The organism is Oleiagrimonas sp. C23AA (assembly GCF_011759385.1).
GTDB lineage: Bacteria > Pseudomonadota > Gammaproteobacteria > Xanthomonadales > Rhodanobacteraceae > Oleiagrimonas.
Genome location: NZ_JAARLY010000005.1, coordinates 67,852 through 80,560, shown reverse-complemented (window position 1 = coordinate 80,560; position 12,709 = coordinate 67,852). Strand labels below are relative to the sequence as shown.

Here is a 12,709-nt window from a genome sequence, read left to right as displayed (position 1 = left end):
CGATAGTATGGCGGCTGTGTCCTCAACCACTCGGAGCAAATGCCATGACTATTCTAGTTACAGGTGCCACCGGCCGCGTTGGCCGCCACGTCGTCGACCAGCTGGTGAAGCGTGGTGCCACCGTGCGAGCGCTGACCCGCGATCCGTCCAAGACCTCGTTTCCCGAGGCAGTCGAGGTGGTCCAGGGGGATCTGCTCGATATCGACGCCCTGCGGAAGGCGTTTGATGGTGTGAGCACCCTATTCCTTCTCAACGCGGTCACGGGTGATGAGTTCAGCCAGGCGATCATCACGCTGAACGTGGCTCGCGAGGCGGGCGTCAAACGCGTGGTGTACCTCTCCGTGCTTAATGCGGACCGCTTCGTGAATGTGCCGCACTTCGCGGTCAAATCCGGCGCCGAGAACATGCTTCGGCAGATGGGATTCAGCGCCAGCTTCCTGCGCGCCAGCTATTTCATCGACAACGAGCACATGATCAAGGATGTGGTGCTTGAGCACGGCGTGTACCCGATGCCGATCGGCACTCAGGGGGTGGCCATGGTCGATACACGCGACATCGCCGAAGTGGCGGCCATCGAGCTTGTGCGACGCGACCAGGGTCCTGACACCCTGCCCGTGGAAACCATTCATCTGGTGGGACCTGACACGCTGACCGGTCCGCAGGTGGCGGCGCTATGGTCGCAGACGCTGCAGCGACCCGTGGTCTACGGTGGCGATGATCTCAGCTCGTTCGAGCAGACGATGGCCGGCCAGATGCCCGTGTGGATGGCCTACGAGATGCGTCTGATGGCCGAACGCTTCGTCAGCGACGGCATGATTGCGGATCAGGGAGATGTCGAGCGCCTGACGCAGATGCTGGGCCGACCACTGCACTCGTACCGCGACTTCCTGGACGAGATCACCCACGCTGCGGCTTGAGACGACCATTCCGCCAGGCTTCGTCTGGCGGCCGTCCGGTCCGACCACGCACTCATTTGCGGATTCCGCATCGGGTGACGTGGTCGGATCCCGGATGAAGCCTCTGCCCTACCCGATCGCCAGGACAACGTGATGCCGTCGCCATGGGAGCCACGGTGCACCACGTGTCGCCGCAGTGTGCGAACGCTTGCCTGTCGCCTTTGCGGCACCGGCGTACTGACACGCAAGCCTCCGGTCAGACCGATCCAGCGCTTGGGATGAATCAAACGGCTTGCTAGACTGATTGAATGAGAACGACTCCTATTCGCATGATATCTCGCGGCACTTGGCTTCTCGTGCTGGTGCTCAGCTGCATGACGGCGCTCCCGGCGGTAGCCCAAAGCGCGCCCGCGAGCGTGCCGCAGACGTGGCAGATGCTCGATTATCTGGCCACCGACTATGCCGGGGCGGTGAAGGACGGCGCGATAGTAAGTGCGTCCGAATACGCCGAGATGCGCGAGTTCGCCACCACCGCGCGCCAGCGCATCCAGGCACTGCCTTCCAACGCGGCGAGACCGGCGCTGCTGACCCAGGCCGATCAGCTGGTTGCGTTGGTCAACGCCAAGGCACCTGCGGCCAGGGTCTCGCAGCAGGCACATGCGTTGGCCGCTGCGCTGTTGAAGGCCTATCCGATACCCACCGCCCCTGATCATGCACCCAACCTGGCTCGCGGGGCGGCGCTGTATCAGGCGCGTTGCGCGGCCTGTCATGGCGCCACGGGGCATGGTGATGGCCCGGCGGGGCGTCAGCTCGATCCGCGTCCGGTGGACTTTACCGATCCGACCCGGGCCGACCAGCGCAGCCCGCTCTCGCTGTACGAGGTGATCAGCCAGGGTGTGGAAGGCACGGCCATGGCCAGCTTCGCTGACCAATTGTCGGTGGCCGATCGTTGGGCACTGGCGTATTACGTGGGCTCGCTCGCCTACTCCCGGCAAAGCGCGGCGGGAGCATCCATGTGGCAACACCAGCGATCGGCGCGTGCCCAGATCGCCGGGCTGAAAGAACTGTCGCAGACCCGTGTGGACCAGCTGAGCCCCGCGCTGGGCACCAAGCAGGCACGAGCCATCGTCGGCTATTTGCGAGCGCACCCCGAGGCGCTGCAGAGCGCCCTGGGCGGCTTGCCGCTGGCACGGGGACGCATCGAGGCCAGCGTCAGCGCGTATAAAGCCGGCGCGAAGGCCGAAGCCACCCAGCTTGCCCTCTCTGCCTATCTGGATGGCGTTGAGCCTGTGGAGCCGCTGCTCAATGCCCGCGACAGTGCGCTGCGTGCGAGGCTGGAAACGGCGATGGGTGCCTATCGCACCGCTTTGTCGAAGGGCGCACCGCTGCAGTCGATCACACAGCAAGCAGATGCGGTGGACGGGCTGCTGGCGCAAGCCCAGGCGGTCACGGCCGAGACCGCCGCAGATCCCTCTTCCACGTTTATCGGCGCTTATACCATCCTGGTGCGAGAGGGACTGGAAGCCTTGTTGATCGTGGTCGCTTTGCTGGCTTTTCTGCGCAAGGCCGAGCGGCCGATGCAGGTGCGATATGTGCATGCGGGCTGGATGCTGGCGCTGGTCGCCGGCGGCATCACCTGGGCATTGGCGCGCTATGCGATCTCGATCAGCGGCGCCGGGCGCGAATTGACCGAGGGGCTGTCATCGCTGTTTGCCGCAATCGTGCTGCTCAGCGTCGGCCTGTGGATGCACCAGAAGAGCATGGGGGGTCGCTGGCAAGCGTATTTGAAGGAAAAGATGGCCGGTGCACTTGACCGGCGCTCGGCGTGGTTCCTGCTGGGACTGGCCTTCATCTCCGTGTACCGGGAGGTGTTCGAGACCATCCTGTTTTATGCCGCGCTCTGGAGTGAAGGCCAGGGAATCTGGCTGCTCGGCGGCATTGTGGCCGGCATGCTGACACTGGCGCTGATCGCATGGGTTCTGCTGCGGACCAGTCGACGCCTTCCGATCGCCCAGTTTTTCTCGGCAAGCTCGATCCTGATCGCGGTGTTGGCCATTGTGCTGACCGGCAAAGGCGTTGCCGCGCTGCAGGAGGCAGGTTGGGTCTCGGTAACCGTTGCCCCATGGCCACGCGTCGAGCTGCTCGGCCTCTATGCGACGTGGCAGACACTGCTTGCGCAAGTGGCGGTGGTGGTGCTGCTGGGCGCAGGCTTCATCTTCAATCTGTATCGTGACCATCATCGTCGGCGGGCCCGAACAGCCGCCGGTCCAGTGCCCATGGAACAGGACGTATGAGCGATTGCGGATGCCATGCCGAAGCGCGCAACCAGGCGCAGCGGCGCATCGTGCGCATCGCGCTCGCACTGAACGCGGCGATGTTCGTGATCGGCCTGGTGGCCGGGGTGCTGGCTCAATCCATGGGGCTGGTCGCCGATGCGCTGGATATGCTCGCCGATGCCAGCGCTTACGGTATCGCGCTGCTTGCCTGGCATCGCGGCGCCAGATTCAAGGCGTCTGCGGCTACGCTGAGCGGATCGCTTTTGCTGGTCCTGGGATTCAGCGCCATCGCCGGGGTGCTGTGGCGGTGGCTCATGGGCAGCCATCCAGAAGGCGCCTGGATGATGGCCATTGCCTGCCTTTCGCTGCTGGTCAATGCGACGGTGCTGCGGCTGCTGGGGCGTTTTCGCGAGGGCGAGGTGCATCTGCGTGCCACCTGGCTGTTCACGCGGGTAGATGTCATCGCCAACATGGCGGTGATCGTGTCGGGACTACTGGTGCTGGCCTTTGAGCATTCGGCGCCGGATTTGATCATCGGCGCCGCCATCGCGCTCTACGTGATCAAGGAAGCGTGGCAGATTCTCCGGGAAGCCAGGCAGGCGCGTCAGGCGACTGCTTCTGTGCAGACTGGGTCGTAGCCGGAGGTTACCCTTCCGCTTTCTGGGCGGCCGATGTCGCCCGTGAAGCACCCGACCGCTCGTCACTGATGTGCAACAGGCGGATCACCGTTGCCGGCGCCGACCTTCACAGGCTGCCAGGAACGGGGCGCTTTGAGCCTGGGGCCTTGGGTCACTCTTCGGATTTGGACGGCCGCTCTTGGGTGGCTTCCGCCGAGCTCAACCATCGCCGTTGCATATCAAGCTTCTGCAGCAGGCGTTCGGCCGAGTAGCGTCGCATATCCGAGGCGGAGGGCGTCGCGGGCGCGTCGCCGGTCTGGTCGCGTTGACTCTTGCGGCGAGCATCAAGACTGTCGCTGAGGCGAACCAGCACTTCTTGTTCGATGGAGTGTCCGGACCGAAAGGCTTCACGAGCGAGCTCTGCTGCAACCTGGCCCGGTATGGCAAGGCTTAGTGTTAGCGGCTTGGTTTCCATGCCTCCATCATGCTCGCCGCAGCTTGAAAGAAGGTGAAAAAAAAGTGTCTTGGCGCCGGGCGCTTAAGAAGTGCTTATGGTTGTGGAGACCCTACAAGAGAGCGACCACACCCGGGCTTGAACTGGACGCACGCGATATTTTATTGAAATTTTACGCTCGCCCTCCCCCGCGCTCGTCCTCTTTTACGCCTGCATTCCTACAGTAGCTGCTCCTTAACATCAGAGCATGCCCGATACATGCCGTGCATGGCGGGGGCGTGCCACCAAGAGCAGCACGGGTATGGCATCGAACGGTCGTGGAAAGTTCCTGACGCTGGCGCTGAGCGCCACCGGCGTGGTCTACGGAGATATCGGCACCAGTCCGCTTTACACCATCAAGGAGATCTTCGGTGAGCAGGGCATCGACGTCAGCCGGGACAACGTGCTGGGCGCGCTGAGCCTGGTGTTCTGGTCGCTGATCATCGTGGTGTCGCTGAAGTACCTGCTGTTCATCATGCGTGCCGACAACAAGGGCGAAGGCGGCATCATGGCGCTGCTGGCGTTGGCTCAACGCAGTGTGCGCCGTGTCGCTGGGCTCGGGGCCGCAATTGCGGTGCTGGGGCTGTTTGGCGCGGCACTGTTCTATGGCGATGGTGTCATCACGCCGGCCATTTCGGTGCTGTCGGCGGTGGAAGGCCTGGAAGTGGCCGCGCCGGGACTGGCGCGCTGGGTGGTTCCCATCACGCTGGTGGTGATCGTTGCGCTGTTTGCCATGCAGCGCCATGGCACCGAACGCATTGGCCGTGTTTTCGGGCCCATCTGCGTGGTCTGGTTCTTGGCTCTGGCCATGCTCGGCATCCGCGGCATTGCGCATGGGCCCGAGGTGCTGTGGGCATTGAGTCCTGTGCAAGGCATCGCCTTTTTCGTGCACAACCGCGTCGATGCATTCCTTGCACTGGGCGCCGTCGTGCTGGCGGTGACGGGCACCGAGGCGTTGTATGCGGACATGGGGCATTTCGGCAAACGACCCATCCAGGGTGCCTGGTTCGCGTTGGTGCTGCCGGCCCTGGTGCTGAACTACTTCGGCCAGGGGGCCTATCTTCTGCAACACCCGGCAGCGATCGCCAACCCGTTCTACCACCTGGTGCCGCGACCCTTGCTCTACCCCATGATCGCGCTGGCCACGGCGGCCACGGTGATTGCTTCGCAGGCCGTCATCTCGGGGGCGTTCTCGATGACACGGGAAGCCATCCAGCTGGGTTACGTGCCGCGCATGCGCGTGGTGCACACGTCCCGCACCATTTCCGGGCAGATCTACGTGCCCTGGATCAATCGTGCCTTGCTGATGCTGATTGTGCTCGCGGTGCTCGGCTTTCGCAGCTCCGACAATCTTGGCGCGGCCTATGGCATCGCCGTGACCGGCACCATGGTCATCACTACCTTGCTGGCGCTGGTCGTGGCAAGGCCGCGCTGGCACTGGCGCTGGCCGCTCATCGTGCTGACCGGCGCGGGTCTGCTGACGGTGGACCTGGGCTTTTTCAGCGCCAATGCCATCAAGATTGCCAGCGGTGGCTGGTTTCCGCTGCTGCTGGGAATGGGCGTGTTCGTCCTGATGACCACCTGGCGTCACGGACGGCGAGCGGTACAGCAGCGATTGCGGCAGAGCGGCGTCAATTTGAAGCCATTTGTCGAAAATCTTCTGGAGCACACACCCGAGCGCGTGCCGGGCACCGCGGTATTCATGACCAACGATCAGGAGCTTGCACCCAATTCGTTGCTTCATAATCTGAAGCACAACAAGGTGCTGCATGAGCGCAATATCATACTGACCGTAGAGACGCTGGATGCGCCCACGGCCGAACCCGGTGAACGCTTCGCACTGGAATCACTGGCTCCCGGGATCTATCGGCTGCTGCTGCGCTTTGGTTTTGATGAAGATCCCGACGTGCCTGCAGCGCTACTGGAGTGCGGCGGGGTCGGCGCCGAATTCGACCTGATGGACACCACGTTTTTCCTTTCACGCGAGACCGTAATCCCCGCCGAACATCGCCTGGGCGTCGTATCCTGGCGTGACAGGCTGTTCGCTTTTCTGATCCGCAACGCCCTGCCCGCCACCGCGTTTTTTCGTATTCCCGGCAACCGCCTTATCGAGCTAGGAGCCCATGTCGATATCTGATCTCGCGCACACATGCCGCTTGCGGCCGGTCGCTGACAACCTCATTTTGGTGGGCTGAGGCAACCCCAACGCCATGAACCGCCCCGTTCCCGATTCACACTCGGTCCGTTTTTCCGAGCGCGCCACCGGCTTGGCGAGCTACGCCTATGCCAGCGCGGTCACCCTTGTCGCCTTTGCCAACGCCTTCATTGCCGATCGCTACATGGCGATCGCCAACCTGTCGTTGATCTTTCTCACCGCAATCATGGTGGTGGCGGTGCGCGTACGCATGCGCGTGGCCGCCTACGCCGCGATTCTCTGCTTTCTCGGGTACAACTTCTTTTTCACCCAGCCGCGCTACACCTTCGCCATCGACTCGGCCGACGATGTGCTTACCGTCAGCCTGTTTCTGGTGGCAGCGTTGATCTGCTCGCGCCTGGCCACGCAACTGGCCGAGAAGGTGGCGTCATTGCGCACGGCCAGGGCGTCGGCCGAAGCGCTACACATACTGGGTAAACAACTGGCAGAGGCCGGTGATCAAACCACGATCCATCGCGTAGCTGCCGATACGGCGGCCAGACTGCTGGAGCGGCCAGTGGCCATTCTGGTGCGTCCCACCTTGAAAGACCCATGGCAAGTGGCGATGGCGACGCCAAGTTGGGAACCGCTCGATGCGCACGACGCGTTGGCTGCCGATTACTGCGATCGGCTGGCCGAACCCACCGGAAACGGCACTGAACGCATTCCGGCGGCGACATGCCTGATGTTGCCGATGTGCGTGGACAAGCAGCGGCAGGGCGTGCTGGCCGTCGCCTGCCCGCAACGTCCGTTGTCGCCAGAGGCACGCTACCTGGCACATGCCATGGCACAGGACGTGGCGCAGGCACTGGAACGGATCCGGTTGGCCGAAGCACTGGAGAAGGCGCGCGTCGCCGGCGAAACCGAGCGTTTGCGCAACGCGCTGCTTTCTTCTGTCTCGCACGACCTGCGTTCCCCCCTCTCGGCCATGATCGGCTCGGCGCAGACGCTGTCGCGTTATGGCAGGCAACTACCCGAGGAAGAACATCAGCAACTGCTGGAGGGGGTGCTGGAGGAAGGCCTGCGTCTTGATCGTTACATCCAGAATTTGCTGGACATGGCCCGGCTGGGACACGGTGAGCTTCCGCTGCGCCGCGATTGGGTGGACGTGGCCGACATCGTGGCCGCTGCGGTGGAGCGCATCCGCACGCTGTTTCCAGGACAACCGATGGATACCGAGCTTCCCTCATCGACGCTGTTGCTTCATGTGCATCCGGCCCTGATCGAACAGGCATTGTTCAATGTGCTGGAGAACGCGGTGCATGTATCACCCTCGGGTGTGCCGGTCCATCTTCGTGTGTACGCCGCAGGCGCCCGGCTGCTGCTGATCGATGTGAGTGATCAGGGCCCGGGGATCGCCGCCGACCAACGCGAGCGTGTCTTCGATGCCTTCTATTCGGTCGCCAGGGGTGATCGCGGCGCCCAGGGTACCGGGCTGGGCCTGTCCATCTGCCGGGGCCTGGTGGGCGCCCATGGCGGCACCGTCGAGGCCCTGGCGGCGACGCCGAGCGGTACCATGATGCGCATCAGCCTGCCCCTTCCCGCGCTGCCCGAAGAACACGAATGAATTCCGCCGCGCCCCGCATTCTGGTGATCGACGACGAGCCTCAGATCCGCCGCTTCCTGAACATTGGTCTGCGTGCGGAGGGATATCAGGTATTGGAGGCCGCCAACGCCGAACAGGGCTTGGCGCTGGCGGCCACGCGTGCCCCTGATCTGGTGATCCTTGACCTGGGCCTTCCCGACAGGGACGGTCACGACGTGCTGACGGAGCTGCGGCAGTGGAGTGAAGTGCCGGTACTGGTGCTGTCGGTACGCGATGGCGAGGACGAGAAAGTCAGCGCGCTGGACCATGGTGCCAACGACTACGTCACCAAACCTTTTGGCGTACCAGAGCTGATGGCGCGCTTACGCGCCATGCTGCGCCAGCGTGCCTCTGACGTGCATGACCACGCCCCACCCATCTATGACGATGGCCACCTGCGTATTGACCAGCTGCGGCGGGAGGTCAGCCGCGACGGTATGCCCGTGTCATTGACCCGCAAGGAATACACGGTGCTGGCTGCCCTGCTCCAGCACCCCAACCGGGTGGTGACGCAACAGCAGTTGCTTCGCCAGATATGGGGCCCCATCCATGTCCAGGACAGCCACTACCTTCGCATCGTCATCGGCCGTCTGCGTCAGAAGTTGGGAGACGACCCGGCATCACCCATTTGGCTGAAAACAGAGACCGGGGTGGGCTATCGTTTTCTGGACCGCCGCGAACCGGCGTCCCGCTCTTGCGACAGCGCTTGATAATAAAGGTAAACGGCCATGATGCGAGCCTAGTGAACATGATGGCAGGCGGCCGGCAGCGAAAGCGGCGTAGCATCACTTCACCACGCCGTATCTGTTCGAATGCGTCCGGACCCCGAGTGCGCAAGTGACGATCAGATTCGCTCGGGGGTCGCATGTCAGGCAAATCTATGGGTGCATGGCATGAATGATACGGCGCCTTGTGGGTCAGAGGATCAAAAAAAAACCATGAGGGCATGCCCGAAGAGAGCTGGCATCTATTCTGGTTGGCGTGGGGAAAGCGGGATGGCAGAACACACCAATTCCGCCGGGGGGAATCACGCACGGACCAACGGCCGGCCTTGAGGCAAGTCGCGTGCGGGACTCCCATGTCCTGGTTTCAGCCCGAGGACTGAGCTACAGCGGGTAGACAATATTCCCGGCCACGGCGGGAAAGGCGGCAAGGCAACGACCTGCGGCGCGGGCGATGTCGTGTCTGCCGGCGGAAAGATCTGCCGCCGGCACAGACGCCTGTTGACAAGCGGAGCCTACCTCTGGCGCAGGTCAGCCGGCGTCCTGTTGAGAGTCGAGCTGCTGTTCCAGTGCCTGGCGCGCACGCTGGCCGGCATCGGGAGTCACGCGGTCGGCCAGCACCTGGCTGAGCTGCTGCAGCTGGCCCTTGCTCAGGCCGACGTTCATGCTGATGCGCATGTGCGCCTGTACCTGCGGCTCGACGCCGGGCAAGGCTGACAGCATCGCCACGGTAGCGATCTCACGGTCTTTCCAGTCGACGTTGTCTCGCTCGAAAATGTCACCGAACAGGTGCGTCTTGAGGTATTGGTCGATAGCTGGGGCGAAGTCGAACAAGGGGCCCTTGACCGGTCCACCGGACAACCTGGTCTGATTGGCCGTGCCCGCGGCGAGCAGCGCCTCGCCGGTCGGAATGGGGTGGCTGGGCGCCCGGCCGGGGGCATCTTCGATACCCCGCTGCTTGCGAGCCTCCAGCACCTTCATCAGTTGCCCAAGGGCGTTCAGGCTGCGTGGAAAGCCCGCGTAGGCATAGGTCTGCACCAGAATTTCCCGCGCATCACTGACGGTCAGGCCAGCATCGAGTCCGTCGTTCAGGGCCTTTTTCAGCGCATCAAGATGCCCCGCGGCGGCAAAGGCGGCGATGGGAATAATGGCCTGCTGGCGGGCGGAAAGCGTGTCCGAGGAGATAGATGTATTGCTCATGTCATGGGTGTCCTGTGTGGAGGTGGAAGGCATCGCGTGGCATCCCATAGCGGTAAGCAGAATGGCCAGTGCGAAGACCATGCGGCGCTTGTGACTGACCTTGCCGGAGCGGGTAGCGATCATGGTGATTTTCTCCATCGGTTTCTCATGCTGACGATAGCCGTTGCGCCATCATCTGAATGGGCTTTTCCACGTGTTTTTCAGCGAGCGGTATAGCCCCCATCGACGGGAAGCGCGGCACCCACAATGAAACTGGCGCCAGGGCTGCACAGCCATAGAACCGCATCGGCGACTTCCTGAGCCTTGCCGAGCCTTGCCATGGGCACGTCCTTGAGCATGTCGTTCATGACCGCCGTCTCGCCCTTCAGCATGTCGGCGACCATGGGGGTTTCCACGATGCCGGGGCAGATGGCATTGACGCGTATTCCCCGCGCGGCATACTCCAGACCGGCGCTTTTGGTCAGACCGATCAGGCCGTGCTTGGCCGCGTGGTAGGCAGCACGCCCCGGAACACCAACCAGGCCACCAAGAGACGAGTTGTTGACGATGGCCCCGCTGCCCTGCGCGCGCATCTGCAGCAGTTGGTATTTCATGCCTAGCCATACGCCACGCAGGTTGATCGCATTGATGCGATCGAACACGTCGCTGGGCACATCGGCAGTTTCCACGGCCTGACTCTGGATGCCGGCGTTATTGAACGCCGCATCCAGACGTCCAAACGTCTTCACTGTCTGTTCGACGACGGACTTGACGTGGGCCTCGTCGCGGATATCACCGGCCAGTCCGATGACCTGATGTCCTGCGGCCGATAGATCCTGGGTCGCCGCATCAAGACCTTGGGCGTTGATATCGGTGAGGGTCACGGCCGCGCCGGCTTCGGCGAACGCGCGCGCCGTCGCCAAGCCCATGCCGGATGCGGCGCCAGTCACCATTGCGACCTGACCACTGAAATCGTAGCTGACGCTCATGTTGAGTCTCCTCCTACAGCAGGTGGGGTCATCGACCATGGATCGATGGGACTCATACAGTGTCGCTCGCCAGGAGCAATGCGACTAGCTAATGTATTCTTAAATGCTATATAAGACTGGCTAATGAAAGGCGTGGCCGCTCGCTAAGGCCTGACTGTCCATCGCGCGATCAAACGTGCCGCTGGTGAATCGTGAGCGCAGCGGCTGACCAGCGATGGCGTGGAGGTACGGGCCACGCGGTCAGACCACGCTGGCCGGAGAGTTGCGTCAATACACTCGTCTTTCCCGCTTTTCAGCGAGCACGGCCCGCCCCGCCGGGAAACGTGCAGTGACCGCGCCGCGTTACCTGTCAGCGCATCTGCAGGATGATGACGTCACTGCTTGCCGGGTTGGTGCGTTGACGCAGTTTCTTCACGTCCTGCGGCTTGACCGAACCACCGCGGTTACCCCACGACGTGCGGATGAAACTGAGCACCTCGGCGACGTCCCGATCGGAGAGCTGGTGGCGGAATGCGGGCATGCGATAGCCATCGGGGACGCCCTGCGCAACGATATGGGTCGAGCCATTCAGGGTGATATTGATGGCCGACGCATCATGACGGCTCATGGAGGCCACGGAGCCGGCCAACGGCGGGATCCATGTGCCCTGCCCGCGTCCGTCGCGGCCATGGCAGAAGCCGCACTTGGCCAAATAGAGGCGTGCCCCGGCTGCCTGTGGATGCGCTCCGGAACCCAGCGCCGGGTTCGGCGTGTCCTGGTACTGCCACGGTGGGCCATCCTGCTTCGGGTTGCCTGGCAGCGATTTCAGGTAAACGGCAATTGCCTTCAGGTCGGCATCGCTCATGAACTGCGTGGAGTTGTTGTACGCGTCGGTCATGGAGCCGTAGACCACCGCGTGCGCGTTGCGGCCTTCTCTGAGAAAACGCACGATGTCGGCTTGGCTCCAGCGGCCCAGACCGATATTCACATCACCGCGCAGACTGGGCGCGTACCAGCCATCCAGTAGCGCGCCAGCCAGGTATTGCCGGCTGCTGCCGTCATAGGCCTTCTCATTCATCACCGCACCACGTGGCGTATGGCAACTGCCGCAGTGCCCCGGTCCCTGCACGATATAAGCGCCACGATTCCACAACGTGGCGTCGACGCCTGCCGGCGCCGCATTGCGCTGGTAGGTCCCGCCATCGGTGAATACCGCACTCCACAGCGCGAGTGGCCAGCGCATGTTCATCGGCCAGGCGATGTCGCTTTTGCGATCTGGCTGACGCTGGGGACGAACGGCATGCATGAAATACGCGTACAGCGCGCGCACATCGGCATCATCCAGCTTGGCGTAGGAGGGAAACGGCATGGCCGGATACAGACGGTGGCCATCGCCTGCCACGCCGTGGCGCAGCGCCCTGGCGAAGTCGGCCAGACTGTACCCGCCGATACCGGTGGCCTTGTCCGGAGTGATGTTGGTGGTGTAGATCGAGCCCAGAGGCGTGGACATCTCCAGTCCGCCGGCGAATGGCTTGCCATGCGGCGTGCTGTGGCAGGCCACGCAATCGGCGAGCCGGGCCACGTAGCGGCCGCGCTCAATCAACGCCTTCGAAGGTGAGGTGCTGGCGCTGACACCGTCGAAAGGCGAACCGGGCTTGCGGTTGACAAACCATGTGGTGGCAGCGATCACCACCGCCAGGGCCGCTCCCACAATAGCGAGGATTTTCCGGTATCGGCGCTTGCTCATCGGCGACATGGCTCCTTGGGTGCGGTTCGTCA

The 12,709-nt window shown here is 63.1% G+C and carries 10 protein-coding genes; 6 read left to right on the top strand and 4 right to left on the bottom strand.

Annotated elements, in window-relative coordinates; genetic code table 11:
* Nucleotides 1-44 precede the first annotated feature (44 nt).
* The 3 genes from HBF24_RS09875 (at nucleotide 45) to HBF24_RS09865 (ending at nucleotide 3,810) form a co-directional block, all read left to right on the top strand.
* Entirely contained in the window at nucleotides 45-917 is an 873-nt protein-coding gene (locus tag HBF24_RS09875) for an NmrA family NAD(P)-binding protein (protein WP_167172446.1), read from the top strand.
* A gap of 395 nt (nucleotides 918-1,312) precedes the next feature.
* Complete coding sequence (locus tag HBF24_RS09870; protein ID WP_343162742.1) at nucleotides 1,313-3,190, top strand: FTR1 family protein; 1,878 nt, start codon at nucleotides 1,313-1,315, stop codon at nucleotides 3,188-3,190.
* Nucleotides 3,187-3,810, top strand: a complete 624-nt coding sequence (locus HBF24_RS09865) for a cation transporter (protein ID WP_167172444.1) — start codon at nucleotides 3,187-3,189, stop codon at nucleotides 3,808-3,810. Before HBF24_RS09870 ends, HBF24_RS09865 begins: the two co-directional genes overlap by 4 nt.
* A gap of 151 nt (nucleotides 3,811-3,961) precedes the next feature.
* Here the strand turns inward: HBF24_RS09865 and HBF24_RS09860 are convergent, their stop codons facing one another.
* On the bottom strand, nucleotides 3,962-4,264 hold the full coding sequence (locus HBF24_RS09860; protein WP_167172442.1) for a hypothetical protein: 303 nt from the start codon (nucleotides 4,262-4,264) through the stop codon (nucleotides 3,962-3,964).
* A gap of 280 nt (nucleotides 4,265-4,544) precedes the next feature.
* Here HBF24_RS09860 and HBF24_RS09855 point away from each other — a divergent pair, with 280 nt between their 5' ends.
* The 3 genes from HBF24_RS09855 (at nucleotide 4,545) to HBF24_RS09845 (ending at nucleotide 8,771) form a co-directional block, all read left to right on the top strand.
* On the top strand, nucleotides 4,545-6,419 hold the full coding sequence (locus HBF24_RS09855; RefSeq protein WP_167172440.1) for a potassium transporter Kup: 1,875 nt from the start codon (nucleotides 4,545-4,547) through the stop codon (nucleotides 6,417-6,419).
* Between the two features lie 73 nt (nucleotides 6,420-6,492).
* Nucleotides 6,493-8,043, top strand: coding sequence for an ATP-binding protein (locus HBF24_RS09850; protein ID WP_167172438.1), 1,551 nt, complete (start codon nucleotides 6,493-6,495; stop codon nucleotides 8,041-8,043).
* Nucleotides 8,040-8,771 carry a response regulator gene (locus tag HBF24_RS09845; protein ID WP_167172436.1) on the top strand — a complete coding sequence of 244 codons (732 nt, stop codon included), beginning with the start codon at nucleotides 8,040-8,042 and terminating at the stop codon, nucleotides 8,769-8,771. Before HBF24_RS09850 ends, HBF24_RS09845 begins: the two co-directional genes overlap by 4 nt.
* A gap of 543 nt (nucleotides 8,772-9,314) precedes the next feature.
* Here the strand turns inward: HBF24_RS09845 and HBF24_RS09840 are convergent.
* The 3 genes from HBF24_RS09840 to HBF24_RS09830 all read right to left on the bottom strand — a co-directional run bounded on the left by HBF24_RS09840 (nucleotide 9,315) and on the right by HBF24_RS09830 (nucleotide 12,677).
* Nucleotides 9,315-10,106: a carboxymuconolactone decarboxylase family protein gene (locus HBF24_RS09840; protein ID WP_240922416.1), complete on the bottom strand. Its 792-nt coding sequence runs from the start codon at nucleotides 10,104-10,106 to the stop codon at nucleotides 9,315-9,317.
* A gap of 77 nt (nucleotides 10,107-10,183) precedes the next feature.
* On the bottom strand, nucleotides 10,184-10,990 hold the full coding sequence (locus tag HBF24_RS09835; protein WP_240922414.1) for a glucose 1-dehydrogenase: 807 nt from the start codon (nucleotides 10,988-10,990) through the stop codon (nucleotides 10,184-10,186).
* Between the two features lie 310 nt (nucleotides 10,991-11,300).
* Nucleotides 11,301-12,677, bottom strand: coding sequence for a cytochrome c (locus HBF24_RS09830; RefSeq protein WP_167172434.1), 1,377 nt, complete (start codon nucleotides 12,675-12,677; stop codon nucleotides 11,301-11,303).
* Nucleotides 12,678-12,709 lie beyond the last annotated feature (32 nt).